Source organism: Microcoleus sp. F10-B2 (assembly GCF_036704965.1).
GTDB lineage: Bacteria > Cyanobacteriota > Cyanobacteriia > Cyanobacteriales > Microcoleaceae > Microcoleus.
In genome coordinates this window covers 40429-63019 of record NZ_JAUBTB010000044.1, presented here as the reverse complement: position 1 = coordinate 63019, position 22591 = coordinate 40429, and the positions used below count along the sequence as shown (strand labels likewise).

Sequence of the window (22591 nt, the reverse complement as noted above, 5' to 3'; positions counted from 1 at the left end):
CAATCATTTGAGGTTTTGGCAATTCTGAATTTCTTTGAAATGAAATCTGCTTGAATATCTGCGGAATGTGGGTTAAATGTAGAACAGCTTATGCCGGATCTGTTTGCCCGCACCTTCCTGAGTCCGCGCACCATTTCCAAAATTGTTGAGCGTGAAGTCGGTTTCGATCGTCGGACGCTCAAACAATTTACCAATTACCAATTACCAATTACCAATTCCCAATTCCCAATTCCCAACTCGCAACTTGCGTTATTTCTGTTTTAGGACTACCAACGTAATGTCGTCAAAAACTTTCTGTTCGTCAATATGTTGCCGCACATCATCAATTACTGCTTGTCGAATTTTTTCAACCGTTTTGTGGCGATTTTCTTTCACCACTTGGCACAATCTTTCTATGCCGTAATACACTCGATTTATATTTATAGATTCGGTAATTCCATCTGTGTAAAGCACTACTACATCCCCTGGATTAAGATGCACTTGAATTTGGGAAACAAAACCCGAAATATCTTCCTCTAATCCCAGGGGAAAACCGAGTTCCAGTGTATCGATCAGTTCGATGTTACCATCAGTACGGACTACGATAACTTCTTCATGTTGACCGCTGAGGCTGAAGTTACTATCTTGATAATCTAACAAAGCCAAAGTCATGTTTCTAGACGAGTCGATGCGCTCGATATTGGCATAAAGGGTGCGGTTTAACACATCAAGAAACTTCACCGGATCGGTTTCGTTCATTTGTTGGAGAGTGCGGACGGCGGTTTGCGCCATAATCATTAATACGCCACTTTCTAAACCATGTCCCGTAACATCGCCGATGCTAATTTTTACCCGATCATTTTGGGTTAGCACGTCGTAGTAGTCGCCGCCAACTTCATCGGCAGGTTGCATATATCCCGCTATTTCTAATCCTTTAATTTGATCGAGTTCTGATTGTTTGGGCAAGATCATTTGTTGCAGTCGTTTCGTGACTTCCAACTCAGCACTGAGGCGGATGTTTTCGGCTTTAAGTTTGTTGTTGAGGGAGCTAATTTCCTGGTTTGCTTGGGCGAGTTGGGCGGTGCGTTGTTCCACCTTTTCTTCTAAAGTGTGATAGAGACGGGCATTTTCGATGGAGATCGCAGCTTGGGCGGAAATGATGTTGAGGACTTCTAGGCGATCGCGCGTAAAAGCCCCCGCTGTTAAATTATTTTCTAGGTATAAGATGCCTACCAACTTACCTTGATTAATCAGGGGGCTACACAAGATAGATTTAGGTCGCTGCTGAATAATATACGGGTCAGATGCAAACCTAGTTTCAGTGGTTGCATCATCGATCGCAAGAGTTTCTTGCGTGCGTTCTACATAATTAACCAGCGAGATAGGAATCTCTTGACTTTCAGTCGCTGACTTGGAGATTAATTGACATCGTTCACCCGTACATTGAGCTTCAATTTTCCACTTACCTGCTGGGTCAGGTATGAGGAAATAAAATTTTTCTGCTCCCGCGTTTTCCAGCAAGACTTGCATCAAATTCGAGAGTAACTTATCTAAATTAACTTCCCCTGATAGCGCTTGCGAGGCTTTGATAATTGTTGATAAATCCAGCTCGTTTGCAGCACCTGAACTGGTAGAAGTGACAGTGGTTCTGGTCTGAACAATCATTTCGTCTCTTCCACTCGTCAGGCTCTTTTTTCTACCGACGATAGGTGCGAGTAATTTAGCATGGCGCTCTTCTAAATCTTTAACTTTTGCCTTTGCTCCCCAGCGAATATAAGCATAGTAAGCGTCTATCATGTAGGTACGCGCTACTTTCTGACGACCTAAAGTTAAATAAAATTCTGCTGCTAGTTCATTGGCGAGGGCTTCGTGCTGGACGTATCCATTTTCCTTGGCTCCATCTATCGCCAGGTCGTAATATTCCATTGCTGAGAAAGATTGCCCCAATACGCGGGCTTTTTCTGCTTCTACTAAGTCATACTTATGCTGGTAATTGGCTGGGCAATGGGAAGCCCAATATTTCATCTTTTGTTGATTTTCTTCTACTTGTTTTAGATATTGTTGCTGCTTTGACTCGTCTCCTGAATTTTCCTGAAAATACTGAGCTAAAAGAGCCATAGAATAGTAAAAAATATGTTCTGAAAAGCTAAAATTACTGTGGAGCATTGTTGAATAATTGACTCCTGTAATACCATGCTCTATAGCCATTGCATAATCGTGAAACAAATAGCAAAGCATGGTTTTAGCAAAAAACACTCTAAATAAGGCAATTGTATTATTAATACTTTGAAGATATGCGATTGTCTCTTCTTCATTTAACAGGTCGCCAATTAATAGCAATTTATTGTCTGCTCGACCCATTAAATTTGCCACTAATTGACCGATAATTTTGATGAGATAAAGCTGATGTTCTTGGGACAGCTTAGCTGTTAAATCGCTATAATTTTTTTGTTGCTCTTGCAGATAATACAGATGCTCTCCCTTAAAAAATAGATGTGAGCAATAGTAATCAGCAGCATGACAAGCATATTCTATATCACCGACTTCTAAGCCGTTATTAATTGCTTGAAGCAAGGGGTCTATAGTAGTTGCCAGAGGCTCTTTTTGATGGTGATTACTGATAAAAATATTAACGAATATTTTAGATAAAAACTCTTTTCCATTTAACCGAGCCAACAACTGCAAAGATATTTGACCCAGTTTATAGCCAGAATCTATGTCTGGTATTAGCCAAGATATGAGTGAACCATAAATAGAATAAGCGTAAATAGAAACCAACGAATTTCCGTATTGAATCGAGAGTTCAATCATAGTATATAGAATCGGTAGCGCCATTGCGCTCGATCCAAAACAAGCAGGAGGCCAGATAAGAATTAAAATTTGCATTGCCGCTAGCCTGTAGCGATCGCTCATTTCTGGCAAGTTCGCTAACTCCTCGATATTTAACTCTTGGGGGGGTGATTGGGATAGGGCCACTCCCAGCATTTCTAGAACTTGCAGTCCGGTATCTACCGCAGAATTGTTCTGGTTTTTAGCGAGGTTAAGCCTAATTTTCAGTTCGTATAAGTTGACTTGTTCGAGGATTGTTTTGGCTTTTTGGAGAGTGCGATCGCACAATATCTCCGCTCGTTCTAAATTGGCATTAAGATATGCGGCTTCCGCTGCTTTCAGATAGAAGGTAAATGTTAGATCGTATCTACTTTCCCAGCTATCTTGACTCAGGAGTTCTATACCTACATTCAAATAATTAACAGCGGCTTCATACGCAGTAGCTGCCTTTGCTTTCTGTCCAGCAATCAGGTTTAATTCAGCCAACTCATCTTTTTCTGACTGATTAGTTAGCAAATCTGTGCCAAAATTCAGTTGGTTAACCAGAGCAAAAATATTATCTTTTCGCTCTTGCTCTGTTGTATTATTCAGCAACAGTTGACCAATTTTCAGGTGAGTGGCTTTTTTCTCTGACTCTGGAATCAAAGAATAAGCAGCTTGCTGCACGCGGTCATGCAAAAATTTGTATTCAACTTTGATATCGCGTATAGATGCCAACTCTTCCTGGGCAAACACTAGAGGAATTTTGTAATTTTCAGACAGCGGCAGAATCAAACCCGCTTGCATTGCTTCCCACAAATGAGCAGCCGTCGCTAAGTTGGATTCTTCATTGACAATTGATAAAATTTCTAAATTAAATTGGTTGCCGATACAAGCTGCTAATTTTAATGATTTCTGGGTTGTTTCAGGGAGTTTGCGAATATTGCGAGCAACCAGTTCAACAATATTGAAATCTGCTATACCAATTGATTGGATTTGTTGAATATCCCACTCCCAGCGGTCTGTATCTACTTGATAAACCAGCAGATTTTCCGAGTACAGGGTTTTGAGTAGCTGCGTTAAGAAAAAGGGATTCCCTTGGGTTTTATTAAAAAGTAACTCGGAAAAAACTTTTATTTTGTCTGAATTTACGCTGGCATCGAGAGTGTCGGCGATTAATTGGTTGACGCTATCCAAAGCCAGCGCCTGAATGGTGATATTATTCACCACCGTTTCATTTTCTTGAATTTTTTCTATGGTCTGAATTAAAGGATGAACGGGACTGACTTCGTTATCTCGATAAGCTCCAATCGTTAACAAATATTTGTTATCTGGGTCAGTGACTAAAAGTTGGATTAACTTTAGAGATGCCGAATCTGCCCACTGTAAATCGTCTAGGAATATGACTAGCGGGTGTTCGGGTTGACAAAAAACGCGAATAAATTGTTGAAATACCCGATTAAATCTGTTTTGGGATTCCGCTGAACCCAGTTGAGGAACTTCAAGCTGTTTACCTATAATTAGTTCGACTTTGGGGATAACATCAATAATAACTTGACCGTTATTATCTAGCGCCTTTAATAAGTTTTCTTTCCAAACAGCAATCACTTCGGAACTTTCGGTTAATAGCTGACGAACTAATTCTTGAAATGCTTGGATTAAAGCCGCATAGGGAATATTGCGCTTAAACTGGTCAAACTTACCCGCAATAAAATATCCCCTAGCTGCTAGAATTGGTTTATGAACTTCATTGACGATTGAAGTTTTACCAATCCCGGAATAGCCGGAAACTAACATCATCTCGGTGGCACCGAGGCTGACTCGTCCAAAGGCATCTAGAAGAATTTGGACTTCACTTTCTCTACCATAAAGCTTCTGGGGAATGAGTAATTGGTTGCCGCGATCGCGTTGACCGATGGGAAAATTTTCAATCTTTCCAGTTGTCTGCAATTGCTGCAAACAAGTTTCCAGGTCAAATTTTAATCCCGCCGCACTTTGATATCGGTCTTCCGCATTTTTTGCTAACAGTTTCATCACAATATCTGAAACCGCTTGAGGAATTTCTGCTACCTCTTTAGGTGGGACTGGTTGTTTGGCAATATGACAGTAAACCAACTCCATCGGATCGGTGGTAGTAAATGGCAACTGGTTGCTCAGCATTTCATAGAAAGTCACTCCCAAAGAATAGAAATCGGTGCGGTAGTCAATTGCTCGATTCATTCTTCCCGTTTGTTCGGGTGACATATAAGCGAGAGTCCCTTCTAGCAAGTTGGGATTGCTAATGCTTTGGTTTTTCAATTCCAAGCGCGATGAAATACTAAAGTCAGTCAGTTTTACTTTTCCGGTTGCTGGATTGATAATGATATTTGAAGGCTTAATGTCTTTGTGAATGATCGGTACTTGATGGAGATAGATCAAAGTTTCGGATAGAGCGATCGCTACCCTCAGAAACTCGGTTATTGACAGGTGATTGGCTGCCATAAAATGATAAAGGGATAGACCCCCAAAATCTTCTAATATTAGCGCTAAACTATTCTGATAATTTTCTAAGTTGTAAGTTTTGACAATTCCTTCACACTCTAAATTTTGAGTAATTATAAATTCTTGCCTTAAATTGGTGATTTGTTCAAGGCTAGGATAATCATATTTAATAATTTTAATGATAACTGGTTGTTTGTAACCATCTTTTTTAGCTCTATATACAACAGTCCTTACTCCTTCGTAAATTTTTTCTAAAATTTGGTATCCTGAAAGAACAATCATGATTATTTTCCCTTCTATTTTCAATTATTAACTATTCTAAATTGCGTTGCTGATTTTATGTATGAAAACTATTTTTTATGATACTGAAACCTCTGTAAATACGTAACAATGCTACGTCTCTACATTCCAATTCATATCTGAATTCAGCAATGCCTCTACTCAGTTTTTAATCGCGGGTACAACTCTTTAGCAAACAAATCTTCTATCTCTTTCTCAAACTCCGGATGGGATTGGAAGTTTTTTGCTAATTCCTCGTAATCTTCTTTCAACGAGATTTTGTATGTAGTTGAGTGAGAACCTATCTCTTGTAACCAAGCTGTGTGCAATGTGAAGGCAAAGTTAACGGGTGAATCGGATGAATCGTAAAGTTTGCAGATTGCTCCTTGCGATAAAGCCTCAGCATTGAAAATCCAAATTTCATTTCTTTCTGGAGCGAAAACGGTGCATACAATATAACCATCTGTTGAACTCCCTTGGTTTCCACGGCGCGGCATAAACTGTGGCGAACTCACCATGTAGCCCGGAGGAAACTGGTATTGATCGGCGATATCCATTGAGCAAGTTTGTAGTCGGAACAAACAAGGTGGTATACCCTTTTCAGCGAGGCTCAAAACTTGTGAGTGTGGCACTTGCTGGTACTTATAGTTCCGGTATAAGTAGCACATAAACTGCGTCATCAAATCCTTCCAAAGTCCAAAAGAACTCCAGTAAATATTATCCAGATGTCCGGGAGTCATGCCGGAAGGTAGTCTGTCAAGATAGGTGTATAATGATGGGCCCCAGGTGTATTTTTGATCTGAAATAACTTTTGACTCAATGGGTGTTTCCTCCTGGCTTTTGCCATCAATTACGTAGCGTCCCAGGCGGCTGATATCCATCATATTGAGTTCCATCCCAGGCCAGGGAGAAGACACGGGATCGTGGGGCGGATAGGCGGAAAGGTCATAGGTGCGGAGCCATTCAGCAACATCCCAAGCACAAATATGAGAGATGTGGAGCGTAATTTTGTCGTCAGGATTGTCATAGTTAACCAGAAAGTGAGAAGCTTCGAGAGGAATCACCACTTTTCGCACGACAACTTTAACTTCCGGTTCATTCATCGCAGGGTGTTGTCCCTTTGTCAATTCACTGCGACTGACAATATAAAGGATAGAGTCGGGTGAAGGCGCACTTTCTAACAAGTGTCTGAGAATTCTTTCTCGCTCCTTGTGGTCTGGAAAAGGATTGTTGAGTATCTGCGCGAGTCCAGTACTAAAGGATGTATCCATCAACACCACATAATCTTTGGTTACTCCCATCTGATGGATGGTTTGCTTAATGCTGACGGGTGAACCATCGGGGTTGACAAGTGTCCACCGCTCTAAAGGATTTACGCCATCCCAACGAATCAGATAGACGAAATCTTCTAAACCTTTAAATTGTTCCCAAAATTGACGGACTTCTGGAAAAAGTTTGTCTACTTCCTCAAGGGAAGGAACGGTGTCAATAAAATTTTCTAATGACCTGCCGTAATTGACTGCAAACATCTCGTGGGTGTAAGTATCAAAGGCAGGATGTGCGGTACTAAAAATGGGTGGAAAGAGATAGTGCAGATTAATCTCAGGACGCCACTCTTTATTTGACCCAACTGGAGTAATCACCTCAAGGGTATCTGTATCAATTTCATAAGGACGACCCGCGTCATAAGTTACTAGCAAGCGCTCCGGTTCGTCTTGAGAGAATTTTACGGGCAGAAAAGCTGTATTTAACTCGTTGCGAGCGCCCAGAAGTAAGGAAAACCTTAAGATCCCATGATTGCGAAATCCCAACTTAGTGCCTTTAGTTGCTTCGTCAAAATGGTAATCTAGTGGCTTGGTAATCTGTGTCTTCAAAGTTACTTTACCTTTTTGATCGAAATCAAGTCGGTAAACCATGCCGTCGCCATTCAAGAATGAGTCTCCGTCTTTAAAGGGGAGCCCGCCTGATTCAACGGTGCCCACTGGCCCAATGAAAAAGACGTGACCCTGTACGTCGTCTGGTAAGTGTCCTTCAAAAATCTCTAGTTGCTTGTCCAGTTCTTCCCGACTGGCGGTCATAATCGACTGGGGAACTGGCGGACAGCCGCTCGTTACTGCTTTGGTGTTGCTCTGAGTTGGTTCGCTCATGTGACTCTCCTGAGTTGAGGTGTGCTAATGGTAACAGTGCAGGGTTGGGTCGGATGCGATCTTCCTTCGGAGACGCTCTGGCATCGCAAGACGCAATTTATATTATTTTATGGGTTCAATGGCAGGGAAAGCTCGCTTTCAAGAATTTTGCTGTTGCTACAATCCCACTTTTAAGTAGATTTTGTATCTCCATCAAAGTGCGGATACACCTCATTATCAAACAACTCCTGGATCTCTTTCTTGATTTCTGGAGGGTAAGGAAACTGTTTTACTAAGTCTTGGTAATCCGGCTTCACCGGAACGTTATACCTAGCTTGGCGAGCTCCGATAGTGGGCAACCATACTGCGTGCAAAGTTAACCCAAAGTTGAGTGAGGGATGACTCAGTTTCCACTGTGGTCCCTGCTTCAAGTCCCATGCCTCAAAAATCCAGATTTCGTAACTATTGCCAAACCAAACAGTACAGAGAATATAACCATTCGTTGAACTGTTACCATCCCCGCGCGGTACGAACTGGGGCGAGAGACCAATATGACCCGGAGGAAATTCATAGCAGTCAGCAATCTTCATCGAGTTGGTTGACGCCGTGTCCACTCGAAATAAACAACTGGGTCTGCCCTCTTTTTCAGCAATTCTGAGCAGTTCTTGCAACGGTACTTTTTGATTTTTATAGTGCTTGTACAGGTCGCATATAAACTCTGTTATCAAATCCTTCCACAGTCCCAAAGAAACCCAGTAGATATTGTCAATTTTTTCTGGAGGTAAGGTTGGATAAATGGGTGAAGGTAGTCGCTCAAGGTAAGCATAGAGTGCTATTCCCCAAGTACACCTGCATTCTTCCGCTTCTGGCGAAAAGACCTCTGGGATGACTTTTTGCTCAACGATTTCTCCAGTCTTTCCATCAATCTCATAACGTCCCAAACGACTGATGTCCATCTCGCTCTGTTCCATTCCAAGCAGGCGAGACGGTAAAGGTTTATAGGGAGGATAAGCGGATACATCATAGTCCCTTATCCATTCACCTACATCCCAAGCACAAGTATGCACCGCATGGAGGACAATCTTTCTATTTGGATTGTCATAGTCCACGAGAAAGTGAGTACATTCGAGTGGGAGTTCTAGCTTCTGGACGACAATTTTTACTTCTTGCTCATTTCGTACTGGACGTTGTCCTGCTTTCAGGCGATCGCGACGCACGATATATATCGTCGTATAGGGTAACATTGGACGATCCAGTTTTTTTCTAATAAATCTTGCTAGATCCTTATTTTTAGGAAAAGGGTTATTGATTGTCTGCCACAGTTCGCATTTGAATGATGTGTCCATTAGCACTATGTAATCTTGAGTTACCCCTATTTGATGCACGCATTGCTTAATCTTGACTGGTGAGCCATCAGGCAAAACTAGCCGCCATCGTTCTAGTTCTCCTTCACCATCCCAACGAATTAGATAAAATAAATCCTCGAAAGGCGCGAACTTTTCCAAAAATTGAGGAGCTTCTGGAAAAAGCTTTTCTCCTTCTTCAATCAGCTTATTGACCGCCTCAACAAAAGGGAAAGTTCCGAGAAAGCTACCTAATGACCTCCCATAATTGACAGTAAACATTTCGCTTGTACGAACATCAAAAACTGGATGTGCAGTAGTTAGAACTGGCTGAAAAGGAAAATTTAGTTTAGTCTCTCCTCGCCACTCTTTGTTCCACCCCACGGGAGTCACAACTTTAAGGGTTTCTGTATCAATTTCATAGTGACGACCTGCATCGTAATTAACCAGCAAGCGTTCCTGGGAGTCCTCAGCAAATTTCATTGGCATGAAAGCAATACTCAAGTTATTGCGAGAGCCAAGAGCGAGAGAAAAGCGAATTATACCATGATTGCCGAATCGGTACTTGGCATACTTTTTGAGAGACCAGGTGGCTTGATCGGCATAATAATCTGGTGGTTTGACAATCCGTGTCTTTAAACGTACTTCACTCTTGTTATTAAAGTCCAGTCGGTAAATCATGCCGTCGCCATTTAAGAATGAATCTCCACTTTTGAAGGGAAGGCCTCCAGAGTGAACTGTACCGACTGGTGCAATTATAAAGACATGACCCCGCAAGTCATCTGGTAAGTCTTTCTCACCCATCTTGGTAATATTTAGTTTGATGTCGGTGAGTTCATCCCGTTTAGCTTTGACAAGCGATTCGGGAACTGGGGGACAGCCTGCTTTGGTATTGCTTTTAGTGGGTTCGCTCATGTGGCTATCCAGAGTTAAAATGTAATAATGGTAACAGTGTAGATAAGTATTTGATTTATGAATGGGAAATGAGGGCTGTAACTTAGATACTATCTTTGATAAAGATTTAATATCTATTCTCCCATCCCCTGCGTCAAAGCGCAATTGGAATCGACATTAACTTATTATCGGCTCTCTCGTATTTATGGTGATAACGTAAGCTAATAATTTAGCACGATCGAGGGTTTGAACGTTCAGTCGTCAGATACTTAGTATCATCTGCTACTTTTAACACCAAGCATCGGGGAGAGCCGAGGAAAAAATGATGTGATTAGATGTTTGCATCGACACTGATGTCATGAATGCTGCACAGGGGCAAGCGTAACAAGTCGCTTTAGCTGTCATATCAAGGTGCGACAGGGCTAAAATGTGGCGCGCCACATTTCTGGGGCAACTGTTCAATCAATGCCATGATATAAATGTGTGGCAATGCTCCTACTGACAAGCGAATTTCAAAGGTGGTACCCGCCACGTGATTTATCCGTGGAATCAATCCCAAATCGAAAATCGAAAATCCTCAAGCCCCCGCATTTATCCGTGCGGTCAATCTAAAATCTCAAATCTCAAATCTAAAATCGATTGACTCCTGCCACCAATCAACAACCAATTTGGGCTAGAACTATCAGAAGGTTGCCATCCTCTGCACTCTCAAATCGGTTCTATAAAACCGACACATAATGACGATAATTTTAACCAACGACGATGGCATCGATGCTCCGGGCATTCAAGCACTTTTGCAAGCAGTAAAAGGCAAAATAATTATGGTGGCTCCGCAGGGGCAATTGTCGGGCTGCGGGCATCAAGTGACAGCCCACAGTCCGATTCATGTCGATCGGCGATCGTCCGTGGAATATGCTGTAGGGGGAACACCGGCTGATTGCGTGCGCATCGCTCTTCATCACGTTTGTGCGAAGCCGGATTTGGTGCTTTCGGGGATTAACGCGGGTGGAAATTTGGGGGTTGACGTGTATATTTCGGGTACGGTGGCGGCTGTGCGCGAAGCAGCGATGCACGGTATTCCGGGCATCGCAATTTCCCACCGGATTAAAAGGCCGCTGGAAATAGACTGGGATGTCGCTACTCGTTGGACATCGCGGGTGTTGGCCCATTTGCTGAAGCGGGAACCAAAGTCGGGGTGTTTCTGGAATGTGAATTTGCCGCATTTAGCGCCCGGAAGTGCGGAACCGGAAATTGTGTTTTGCCGGCCTTCGACGCAGCCACTGCCGGTGGTGTACCGGAGGTCGGGAGAATACTTTTATTATGCGGGAGAGTATGGATCGCGCGATCGGGCGGCGGGGACTGATGTTGACGTGTGTTTTGAGGGTAATATTGCGGTGACAGAGATATCGCTGTGATAGATTTGATGGGATTTGATGCGATTGGGCGATCGAACTATATTTTTTTCAACCAAGTCAAAAAAAATGGTGTTAAATTCGATCGGCGACGGAAGGTTTCACATTCATGGCTAAAAACAGATTTCTTGATACCTTGGGTTTAGCACTGCATATTCCCTAGATATAATAAACCTGTTTTCGGATCATCCCAAAATAGGATATTTAAATCTGTTAAAAATGGAGAGTATTGACAATAGAACCAAATTAATCACTATTCTGAGAGTGGCAGCTATTATCTCTACTTGCGACCCTCGGTGCTACCGTAATTTTTTTTGTCATCCTTCGGCTTAGCAACACCATCAGGTTGTTTCTTTGGCTTTTTGATTTCTTTGTTACTTTTTCTCTCTTTTGACATAATTATTCCTCAATTTTGACTTAGCATAACATAGATTGGCAAATCTACCTAACTGCCAGTAGAGAGGGGTGATCCCACACAAATATTACTCACTGTTAGTTTTGTACAATCTGCAATATATTATCAGCTAGGTTTTGAACGAATAGCCTCTACCGTTAGGCATATCGGTAAATCCCTCATAAGTACAATGTTAGGACTTACGCAACGAATCATTTTTTACAACAATATCTGTAGTGGTAAGGTGCGGTGTGCATCGCCCTACAGGTAGAGTCTATGCGTAAGTCCTGAATGTCTGAAATTACTCTCAACCCCCAACGACTTAAGGAAAGCTTGAAAAGCGCGATCGTAGAACTGCTGCAAGACAACAGAGAAGAATTATCGCTTGCTGTTAAGCTGTTTTACATCTAATTTTAATGAAAAATAACAGTAGATAAAATAGGGAGATACGACTATGCCAGCCTTCGCGACAACTGACGCCAATATCACCCATGAATTTGCAGTCTCAGTTTAAAAAAAGTTGTTCTCCATATTTGAAAACAAGGATATTGATGGTGCTATTAATGATGAAAAAAACTCTCAATAAATTAGTAATTTTTTAGGTTGTAAGCTAATCCGCATTTAAATTGCATAGTAAAATAAATCTTTCCTTTTGTGGGGTGGGCATCCTGCCCGCCCTCAACATATAAATTAAATGCACAACAGCTTAGCCATAGCACGGTAGTATATGGGTGTGTAGATCGAACGCCGAGCATCTAGAATCACTCCGCTACGAATGTGAAAAAGGTAATTATACAAAAGTCACCAATGAATATATAGCAATCCTCGCATCATTTGCATAATTATTGTAGGGGCAATCCCACGCCCGGTTGCCCGATAGATAGGGGGTAGGCACGGGGCACTACCCCTACAAATTTATCTGAATCATTTAGGATTGCTATATAGAGTTGTTAATCCAAAACTTCGGACAGTTTTTGATCGCCACCCGTAAAATAACGGTTTCAGCGCTCTCACTACGAGGTCAACCCTTGCCGATGCACAAAAGCTGCCAACGGTAAATCAATGGTTTCAGACTAAGACATCAAAACTATTGGGACTTGGGAAAAAGCACAAAGTATCTTTATAAAGATAAAGTTAATATTCAGTTTTCTTGAAAGTGCGATCGCGTCCGCTCACTTTGATATAAAATATTTATCAAGAGTGTTTATTTCTAAATAAATTTCCGCTATTAGGAATCTAACCCGTATGGAAGTAACCGAGCTGCTCAAAGACTACGAAAATGGAAACAGAGACTTTGCTGGCGTCAACCTCGCCGGAGCCAACCTCAGCGGAGTCATCTTAGTTGGGGTAAACCTTTCGAGGGCTAACCTGTCAGGAGCTAACCTGAGTCGGGCGCATCTGACCAAAGCAGAACTTAACGGCGCAAACCTTTACAGGGCAAATCTAAGTTTTGCCAAAATGGGTCAAGTCAGACTGGCGGACGCAGATTTGACGAAAGCCAATCTCAGCGGATCTTTTCTCGTTAAAGCAAAACTCCCTAGGGCAAAGTTGAGCGGAGCCCAACTAATAGGTAGCAACCTGCGCAGCGCCATCCTCTGGAATGCCAATTTGTGTACAGCCGACATGAAATTCATCAACCTGCGGGGCGCGAACCTCACGGGGGCAAACCTCAACTGGGCCAACTGCGGAGGAGCAAAACTCAGCGGTGCAAGGCTCTTTGGCGCTCAACTAACAGGCATCTATCTCAGGAAAGCTTACATCAACGGTATCGACCTGAGCAGGACGGATCTCAATGGCGTCAACCTGAGCGAAGCCAAACTCAACGCGGTCAACTTGGAAGGCTCGAACTTGATAGCATCCAATCTCAGCGGAGCTCAGTTGCGGGGCGTCAAGTTGATGGGAGCAGATTTAAGCAGAGCAAATCTGGTGGGAGTTTCTTTGGTGCAGGCAAATCTTGATTGGGCTAGGCTGTGCTATACAGACTTGAGCGAAGCCGACTTGACCGGGGCAACATTAATGGGAGCCAACTTTGAGGGTACTCAGTTAGCGGGAGCCACAATGCCGGAATCTGTAAGCAATGATGTCTACTTAACTGCGACGGGTACTGTCGCAGCTTAGCAAACGGCAAAAATCAATCTCGCATCCGAGTCGGCGACTCTGGCATTTGTCTAACTTTTGATGCAGACATCGTTACTTTCGGTGAGAGTGCTGCACCACCAAGAAATGTACCGATATTTGGGAGAGTTTGTAGAACCTTTATTGAGCTTACCCGATCAATTTTACGACTCGCAAAGCAGATGTAATAGCTCCTTCGTGCAAACCATCCCCCAAGTAAGCTCCCGCATGATAAGTATTGTTCTCACCATTAGTATCGATAACTTCATCTCGATATCGAAAAGACTCGACAGTATATAGTGGCGTGTGATGTTTCTGAATGTGAATAATGTCTTTTTTGGCGATCGACTCCTCAAGTTGAAAAGCTAAACTGTACTCTCGGGCCGATGAGATGCCGCAAAGCTGATTCAAGCTAGCATTATAGCCCCATCCCTTGTCCGTCTCGAAAAAATCAAATTCAGATAACTTGCGGATGCCGTAGCGATCGTACATTGATGTATCCGAATGCAGTACAGTGGTGGCATAATTGGCTTTCCACGCCGAAAACCGCTTCGTTTCCGCCTCGGTCGGATCAGACAATAGCCTCATAACTTGATCTGGTGGCATCGCAAAAACCACCTTATCAAATTCCTGGATTTCCCCATCAGAAAGCACGATTTTTACAGCATCTGCACTTCTAAAAATATTGGCAATCTCCACATTTAACAGTATATCGCCCTTAAATCGCTCCAAAATCTTTTCAATGTAAGAATACACCCCGCCTTTAATCCTCACCCAGTTGACCGACGCATATTCGCGCAAAACAGGCATCGCTAATTCTGCCGGAAAATTGTCGAGCAATTCAAACGGTATCGAGTAGCTGTACATGGTCAGCAACTTCAGCCAATAATTGCGGACGCACGAGCTTTTCAAAGACTCCGAAAGTGGCACATCGTAAAAATCGTGCTGTTTAGCAAACCGCATTTTTAAAATAAATCCCGCCGAACGAGCGTAAAGACTATCAAGTCGCAAATACTCGATCAGGCGTTGGATTCCGGTGAAATTCTTTCGGATAGAGACCGCAGACAAAAAGTGGGTGCCATCTTTAAAAAACAGCGCGGAACCAATCTGCACCGGTTCTAATTCAACGCCTAGCTCCTGCATAAAAGCCACGAAATTGTAAAACACCGTGGGAAATTCCAGCACCCCATTTTCTAATATTTCATTGCACTCCGATTGATTGGGTACAACATTTTTGTTCAGCGTCCGAATGTGTCCGCCTAAAATCGGCTGCTTTTCCAATACAGTGACGTGATGTCCCTGTTTATCGAGCCAGTATGCTGCTGCCATACCACTGGCTCCGCCCCCAACAATTGCAATTCTCATAGTTCACTCCTAGATTGATAGAAGGAAGAAGGAAGAAGGAAGAAGGAAGAAGGAAGAAGGAAGAAGTAAGAAGGAAGAAGGAAGTTCGGCAACGGATTCTGTAACGGATGTAACGGATGTAACGGAGGTCAGGAAGAAGGAAGAAATTCTTGTTTCCAGGTTCTACCTGGAAACGCATTTCAGTCTTGCTGTGCTTCGTCATTTTTAAGAGGAGGCAGAGCCTCCAGAAATTCATTTCTTGGCACAGCCAAGGAACGAGATAATGAGAGCAGAAACGAGAGATTTTTAAGAGCAGGCAGAGCAAGAGTGAAATTCATTCCTTGGCTTTGCCAAGGAACTAGAGAAACAGGAAAATAACCAATTGCCAATTTTCCTTAGCCTAAAATCGCATCGCCGGATAAACGTTGATAAAGCAGCGCCCCCGTCCAAAATGTCGGCGCAAAGCCTGGATAGCCCGATGAGGCGTTGCAGAAATAGAAATTGTTGAGGGATGTTTCATGATTTAGTCGATCGACCCCCATGTTGCGCGGCGTCAGGCTGGAACCGTAGGAATTACCGTTAGGACACCAACAGAAGCGCTCGTTAGTCGTCGGACTTCCGGTAATATGAAACACCATGTGTTTGCGGAAATTCGGAACATAGTGTTTTTCCACAACATCTAAAATCGAGTCCAGAATTTCTTGTTTCTTCTGTCTGTAAGCTTTGCGATCGCTCTCCCAAAGCTGTTTAAAATAGCTGTAATTAGCAACAGTCAGAAATTCGACAATTTGGCAATCTTCTGGACAATCCCCCCGTGCTTCCGTCAGTAAAGTTGGCGTTGTAATTGCAAAACTCGGACGAGAAAAATTATTGTGATCGTACATTTGAGCAAACGCTTCATTTAGATCCAAGTGTTCCGAATGAAACGTATTCCACTTGCCAAATCCATAGTCTCGGAGATCGATATCTTTGACAACGCAGTACACCATGTAGTTAGATGCAGAATACTCATAGTTGAGTTTCCGCCGCACTTTTTTAGAGAACAGTTCCTCTCCAATCATTTTGGCCGCTCTTTTCGGGTCAAGGTTGCAAATCACCGTGTCGCCCGTGAATTCACGGGTTTGATGGGTGGTCAAATCCATCGCTTCAACACCAGTTACAGTTCTATCTGTCACCCTAAAATTTGTGACTTCATGGTTTAGTAGAACTTTCCCCCCGTTGGATTCAATGACATTAACTAAAGAATTGATGACATATTCAAAATGCTGCGTCGGGTAAAATGCGCCTTCTTGATAGCCTCTAAACAAGGCAATCCAAGCATAGAAAGAAAGCTGATTTGGAGGCAGCAAAAAGTCCGGCCATTGCAGGGCTAATAGGGTTTGGGCGGCTTGCGGGAGTTGGAACTTGTCGAAAACGTCCTGAAGTGTACTATTGAGGTGTTGGACGGCACAGAATACGTCACCGAAATTTTTGAGCAATTCAATTGGTTTGACGGGAGGAGCGAGTTTTCTGAGTCCTTCGCCGGTTTTCTCGACTTCGTTGACGAATTGGCGAATTCTCTCGCCCGCTTCGGGAAACAGCGCCGACAATCGCCGGATCAGTTCCTCTGGTTCCGAGGGAATATCGAGCGCATACCCAGGCATTCTCATGTGGTCGTAGCCATTCGGATCGTACCGTTCAAAGGTGACATCTCGATCGAGACCGAGTTTTTTGAGAACTCGATTGACTGTATGTCCTTCGCCGCAGTCCCAAACGTAGTGGAATTGGGCATTAAACGTGTATTTGTTGGCCATCGTAAAGGTGTGACCAAAGCCTCCGGGATGCTCGTGAGCTTCGAGGATGTGTACGGTTTTGCCGGAGTTTGCCATCAAAGCTCCGAAAACCAGTGCTGATAAACCACTGCCGACGATGAGGTAATCTGTTTTCATGGTAAATTTCCTCGATCGATTGAATCGGGCGATCGTTGTTTATTTAAAGTAACTCTCAATTCTGAGAAAATTGTGAAGAGGGTTTACCACGCTATTTGTGGGGTCAGCACTGCGTACCTTACGCCTTTTTGGGCGGGCTAGAAGCCCACCCCACAATTGTGTGAAGCATCTAAATTTAACACTCAAGTTTGAGCGAATTCTTGTGGGGAGTAGGGGTTGGGCGTCCCGCCCGCCCAAAAAATACAACACCCCACAATTGTGTGAAGCATCTAAATTTAACACTCAAGTTTGAGGTAATTCTTGTGAGGAGTAGGGGTTGGGCGTCCCGCCCGCCCAAAAAATACAATTTAGGTGGGCTTACTTACAGCTTATTTGTGCGGCACAATCACATCAAAAAAAGCATCCTCCAAATCATAACCAAACATCTGCGACATCGCCATCAACTTCGATTTACTGGGAATTCCCTGCTGATTAAACCAATCAGTCAACACAAAAATTTTGTTCATCAAAAACATTTCCAAAGCTTCAGGATTGTACTGAATACCTTGAGTGCGGTGGAACTGGTGCGGCACTAACATCGCGGCATAGCGTGCCAATTCTCCCGCTTTCCAATCCAGCAAAAATGGCAGCCAAGGATAACAAGCATCCAAGCGAATAAACCACAGCCGCACTTCGGGAATTTCCGAAATTTCTCGCGGATCTAACTCTTCGCGCGGATACTCAATTTCAAATTGTAGCTGTTGTTCATTTTGGGCGATCGCTCCTTCGGTCAGCCACTTTTCAATCACAGTCCGCACCGGAGACAAATCTAAACTGTTTATGCGATCGGCATCTATCGCTATCATAATACTCATAAAATTTCAACCTTATAGCATTAAGTTTTATCTATAATACCACCAATCACCAATCACCAATTATATCAAATCCGTTAACTTCCCTACACCATAACGATTGCAGACATTCCCCAAATATTTTGAAAAGCATCTGCGTTAATCCCGGCTAATCTGCGGTTTCCGTCTTGCCTCAAAGATTTATGCAATCTTTTCTACTACTGGTTGCCAAACCATCACCCATTTTTCCCAAACTTGCTATCTTGCAAAGAATTACCAATCCCCTGGATAATTCCCCGCCCGATCAAACCAATTCCCCGCCCTATAACCTGAGTCAAAACGTAAACAACCCCAGCACCCAACAGCGAAATAACCGCGCGAACTCTAGGTGCGATCGCATCTCTAGTCTCCAGCAGCAAAGTCAAGGCTAACTGCCACCCAGACAACTGTGCTAACTCCTGATTTCTCGGAGCATAAATAGAAATTCTCTTAATTCCCGAATCTCCCAAAACAAACAGCCAAAACCTGCTTTCAAAAATAGCTTTCGGTTCCACAAAATAGCTATTCCAGCGATATCTCCACGACAAATTATTCCGAAACCCCTCAATTTCTCGTGTCGAAATCAACTTACCATCGTAAAAAATTTGCTTGATTTCCTCAACATTCGCCAAATTATTTAGCAGAGGCTGTACCGCTGCGCTAGCAACTTGAATTGCCAAATTTTCTAACAAAGCTTCAGCTCGCTGCATCGCTGCCGGGCTGCCAGCAACACAAGAAATATTGTCAATTTTTAGAGGAATTTCAAATAGCAAATGTGCAAAAAAATCAACTCTCATCGGTATTTTGTCAAGGATTTGTGCTGCAACTACATCAGCATCTGCCAGCAGCACCGGCACAACTTCTACACCGCTGCCTGCGGAGATATCAGCAGCGCTTCCCCCTTGACTTTCTGCCAGTTTCAAGCTTGTTTGACTGCCATCAAAAACCCGAGTTTCTCCGGTTTGCAGTGTATAGTATCTCCCAAAAAAATCTATGATTGTCGCCTCCCACAAATCCCGTAAAATAGCAGGCATTTTTTGCGACAATTGAGTTTGCTGCACTTGCGAAAAGCGCAATTCCTCGAGCAAATCCTCTAACTTCCGCAGGATGGAACTCATCAATTCGCGCTTTTTGGTCGATCGCAAAATATCGATTTCCAAAGGCAAACCAGTCACATTCACCAACTCAAACTGCAATTTAGCCACCACCGAGTCAAACAAGCTACCTTGCCAATTAGTTGCAACCGCCAAAGATTCAGCCGAAACTTGGGAATTTGCTAATAGCGATTGAGCATTATTTAACAAATTCTCGCCTCTAATTTCTGCTTTCTCCCCTCTGCATTCTGCTTTCTCCCCTCTGCCTTCTGCCCTCTGCCTTCTGCCTTTTCCCCTCTCCTCTATGCCTTCTGCCTTCTGCCTTCTGCCTTCAAACAATAACTGACTGACAATCCAGCGAGCTGCCAGCAATTCTCGGCGGCGCCCGCTGAGTACAAACCCATCTAAAATAGACGGCAAATCTGTCGGAGCTGCGGCTCTGAGTTCTTGTAAATCACCTTGAACAACCGCCAAAGTTGCATCTATTTCCCGTAGTCCAGACAGACAAAAACCAGCCAGTATTTTTTGGTGTACGCGCCTATCAACTGTCAGATAATCTGCATTTTGCTCTGTACTTACTGGTGAGTTTTCTACTGTTTGAAGCACCGCTGCATTTTGTTCTATTTCCGAGTTAGATGCCACATCTGTCGCCCAATAAGTGCTACCAGATGCCACCGCGCGAATAGCTTCGATGGTCACAGAAATATCTCTACCTTTAGGACAATAGCCATTCGCGCCTGCAGCCTGTACCTCCGCTAACAGCTCCGGTGTCAGCGGCCCGCCTAGCAACAACAGGGGTAGGTTGGGGTACAAACTTTTGAGTTCGCCACACAATGCCAGCGCCTCTATTTGACCCGATCGCCAATTTAAGGTCTCAACAGCCAAAATGGCCAAATCAGCAGGCTTCTTGGCTGTTTCAGAGCCTAGCGAGCGAGCCTCTAGAACCCGCAAAGCCTCGTTTCCCGTTGAAACGTCTGCGACAACTTGCAAGTCTGGATACTGCTCGCAAGCGACTCTCAGCCCCAGCCGGAAAATGGGGTCGGCATCGATCGACAGCAGTTGAAAGTTACTCACTCGATTTTAGATTTGAGATTTTAGAGGTCGATCGCGCGAAAACCCAATTACTCGGGGATCAAATTAGCATCAGGAGGCCCGGCCGATTCAGGAATCGAGGGCGGTGCGGGTTCCGGAGCCGGAGCCGGAGGAGCAGGTTCCGGAGCCGGAGCCGGGGCTTCTTCTCTCGCGGGCGGATAGTAAGGTTCCGGCTCCCTCGCGGGCGGATAGTAAGGTTCCGGTTCCGGCTCTCTAGCAGGCGGATAGTAAGGTTCCGGTTCCGGCTCTCTAGCAGGCGGATAGTAAGGTTCCGGCTCGGGAGCCGGGGCCTCTTGGCTGGCTGGCGGATAGTAAGGCTCGGGAGCCGGAGCCTCCTCGGGAGGAGGCGCGTACTCCTGTTGGGGAGCTGGCGCGTATTCCTCCTGTGGCGGAGGAGGCGCGTACTCCTGTTGGGGAGCTGGCGCGTACTCGCGAGCGGGTTCCGGTGGCGGTGCAGTGTTAGCTCTAAGTTCGGCACTCCAGCGCCCGATCGCACCTGCTGCCTCTGAATACAGCGCCCTACCGTAACCGATTTGGGAAGCCGTATCGATCGCCGCTCCTAGACTGCCTTGAGAGGCCAATTCCGAAGCTCGATCCAGAATCGGTCGGTCTTGAGCAACTTGCAGTTCGCTCACCCACTGATAGACATTATCCTGAGCTTTGGCGTACAAAGTCCTACCGCTCTTAATTTCCGAAGCTTTTTCAATAGCAGCGCTAAGTTTTCCTTGCTTCGCCAGGGCGATAGCTTCATCTAAAAAAGGCTGATCTTGAATAACTTCTATGCGTTTCGTCCACTGAGCCAAGAGAGTTTGCGCCTCTATCCTGCGGGGGCGGTTTTGAGCGATCAGCAGTACCTGAGCGATCCCGCCCTTGAGTCCTTCAACCGTTTGCGGTTCTGCCAACTGCTTCGCCAGGGTCAGAAAAGATTGGTCTTCGAGCCGCTGAATTTCCCGCCGCCAAGCAGCCACCAAAGTTTGAGCGTGAACCCGCCGAGGCTGTTTGAGTCCGATGGTTTGCGCGTGTTCGATCGCGAGTCCAAACGTCGCTATCTGACCGAAACTAGCGATCGAGCTCGCCACTTGCAGCCGCAGCAAATCTTGAAACTGCACCTGCAAATTTTCAATTTGAACTTGAGCTTGCTTGTACAGAGGGCGACCCGGAGCAATTTGGCTAGCAGCCCCCTGCCCTTCGAGCAAGCTAAAAATGTGTTGCGGCAGCGGAGTTGATATCGACTGGTTCCAAGTCACCGCCTGAGCTCTACCCAACTGCATCAAATCTTGAGCTTCCGCAAACAGTAGCGAATCCTGCGGCACAACAGAAGCAGCCTCGATCGCTCCCGGCAAATCTTTGGCCGCCAATCGCTTAGTAGCCATTGCCAGCAAAGTCCGGCTCCAGCCCTCAATTTCCTTCTCAGCTTTAGCGCGGGCAAAAAGCTGCGAGTCTATTTTACGAGCCAGGACGATCGCCTCAGCGAACTTTTGCGGAGTTCCGTCTTCCGCCAAATCTCTAGCCTCTTGCAAGCGCTGCCAGCCGTTTCTTTCCAAAGAAATCTGCTGGATCAGCTCGTTGTAACGCTTCTGACTCCAGAAAATATTTTCCAGCTTAAATAGAGCTTGAGCATAATCCCAGGCTTTCCTTAAATCCTCACTTTTCAAAGCTGCTAGGGCTGTATCGTAGAGTTTTTGGCCCTCCTGCCAATTTTTTTCCCAAGCAGTAACCGCCTCTTCTACCTCGGGGTAAGACGGACTGGTTTTCGGAATTTTCGCCACAATCTCCAGAGCACCCTTCAAATCGCCCCTCTCAATTTTTGCCCTGGCAAATCCCAGAATGGCTTTCGACCATTCCCCTATCAAATGTTGACCCTGCGAGTATAGCGGATGTTCTTTCGGCCAAGCCTGCACCAGTGCCATTGCCGATTCTAGCTGTTCTAGCTTGCCCGACTTAGCTGCTTGCTGAGCGCAGTAAAGTCGCTCTCCGTCCGCCGCCAGCGGCGACAGTTGCTGGCAATTGGGAGGCGGCGGCATCGTCAGCAACCACAGAAATGCAGCGGCACCGGTTACTCCAAATCCCACCAGGAGACTCAGCCAGATTAGCTGCCACTGCCAAAAAGTTCTTTTCCCCTCTATCGGTGACGCCGTTGCTGAGGAACTCGCATCGCCTGTCGCCTCTGCACTCAAATGTGCCGTCGGTTTGGGGGATGGGTTGTATTGCGGTGGTGTGTGGAATTGGTCAGATTGTCGTCTCGCCATTACTTCAGCCTGTCCTGTAATGCGCACTCTTCACGTGACACTCCCACATCAAATCATAGATTGTGATGTCGGCTTCTGACTCCTGTTAAGGAGATCGAGAACTTCCTTCAAGGTACTGGCAATTTTTCCCTCTACGGCGTTTTATAGTGAGGTTCGTGTCCGGCCCCACTGGTTGCTTCCGAGT

At 44.7% G+C, this 22591-nt stretch carries 13 protein-coding genes; 3 read left to right on the top strand and 10 right to left on the bottom strand.

Annotated elements, in window-relative coordinates; translation table 11 throughout:
- Positions 1 to 72: 72 nt before the first annotated feature.
- The 4 genes from QUA99_RS18265 to QUA99_RS18250 form a co-directional block, all read right to left on the bottom strand.
- Positions 73 to 201, bottom strand: a complete 129-nt coding sequence (locus tag QUA99_RS18265; protein WP_333239378.1) for a hypothetical protein — start codon at positions 199 to 201, stop codon at positions 73 to 75.
- A 48-nt stretch (positions 202 to 249) separates the two neighbouring features.
- Positions 250 to 5550 carry an AAA family ATPase gene (locus QUA99_RS18260; RefSeq protein ID WP_333239380.1) on the bottom strand — a complete coding sequence of 1767 codons (5301 nt, stop codon included), beginning with the start codon at positions 5548 to 5550 and terminating at the stop codon, positions 250 to 252.
- Positions 5551 to 5705: 155 nt separating this feature from the next.
- Positions 5706 to 7694 carry a carotenoid oxygenase family protein gene (locus tag QUA99_RS18255; RefSeq protein ID WP_333239382.1) on the bottom strand — a complete coding sequence of 663 codons (1989 nt, stop codon included), beginning with the start codon at positions 7692 to 7694 and terminating at the stop codon, positions 5706 to 5708.
- A 170-nt stretch (positions 7695 to 7864) separates the two neighbouring features.
- Positions 7865 to 9931, bottom strand: coding sequence for a carotenoid oxygenase family protein (locus tag QUA99_RS18250; RefSeq protein WP_333239384.1), 2067 nt, complete (start codon positions 9929 to 9931; stop codon positions 7865 to 7867).
- Between the two features lie 716 nt (positions 9932 to 10647).
- Between QUA99_RS18250 and surE the strand changes: the two genes are divergently transcribed.
- From surE to QUA99_RS18240, 3 genes are all read left to right on the top strand, one after another.
- The gene (surE, locus tag QUA99_RS18245) at positions 10648 to 11325 is read left to right on the top strand and encodes a 5'/3'-nucleotidase SurE (RefSeq protein ID WP_333239386.1); all 678 of its coding nucleotides are present in this window, start codon (positions 10648 to 10650) and stop codon (positions 11323 to 11325) included.
- 682 nt (positions 11326 to 12007) lie between these two features.
- The gene (locus tag QUA99_RS33200; RefSeq protein WP_445251025.1) at positions 12008 to 12127 is read left to right on the top strand and encodes a hypothetical protein; all 120 of its coding nucleotides are present in this window, start codon (positions 12008 to 12010) and stop codon (positions 12125 to 12127) included.
- An 834-nt stretch (positions 12128 to 12961) separates the two neighbouring features.
- Positions 12962 to 13834, top strand: coding sequence for a pentapeptide repeat-containing protein (locus QUA99_RS18240; RefSeq protein WP_333239388.1), 873 nt, complete (start codon positions 12962 to 12964; stop codon positions 13832 to 13834).
- A 147-nt stretch (positions 13835 to 13981) separates the two neighbouring features.
- Here the strand turns inward: QUA99_RS18240 and QUA99_RS18235 are convergent, their stop codons facing one another.
- The 6 genes from QUA99_RS18235 to QUA99_RS18210 all read right to left on the bottom strand — a co-directional run bounded on the left by QUA99_RS18235 (position 13982) and on the right by QUA99_RS18210 (position 22407).
- Complete coding sequence (locus QUA99_RS18235; protein ID WP_333239390.1) at positions 13982 to 15196, bottom strand: FAD-dependent oxidoreductase; 1215 nt, start codon at positions 15194 to 15196, stop codon at positions 13982 to 13984.
- Positions 15197 to 15375: 179 nt separating this feature from the next.
- On the bottom strand, positions 15376 to 15564 hold the full coding sequence (locus tag QUA99_RS18230; RefSeq protein WP_333239392.1) for a hypothetical protein: 189 nt from the start codon (positions 15562 to 15564) through the stop codon (positions 15376 to 15378).
- A 6-nt stretch (positions 15565 to 15570) separates the two neighbouring features.
- Positions 15571 to 17103, bottom strand: a complete 1533-nt coding sequence (locus QUA99_RS18225; protein ID WP_333239394.1) for an NAD(P)/FAD-dependent oxidoreductase — start codon at positions 17101 to 17103, stop codon at positions 15571 to 15573.
- A gap of 368 nt (positions 17104 to 17471) precedes the next feature.
- Positions 17472 to 17957, bottom strand: coding sequence for a CRR6 family NdhI maturation factor (locus QUA99_RS18220; RefSeq protein ID WP_333239396.1), 486 nt, complete (start codon positions 17955 to 17957; stop codon positions 17472 to 17474).
- 212 nt (positions 17958 to 18169) lie between these two features.
- On the bottom strand, positions 18170 to 20140 hold the full coding sequence (locus tag QUA99_RS18215) for a DUF3685 domain-containing protein (protein WP_333239398.1): 1971 nt from the start codon (positions 20138 to 20140) through the stop codon (positions 18170 to 18172).
- 47 nt (positions 20141 to 20187) lie between these two features.
- Complete coding sequence (locus QUA99_RS18210; protein ID WP_333239400.1) at positions 20188 to 22407, bottom strand: hypothetical protein; 2220 nt, start codon at positions 22405 to 22407, stop codon at positions 20188 to 20190.
- Positions 22408 to 22591 lie beyond the last annotated feature (184 nt).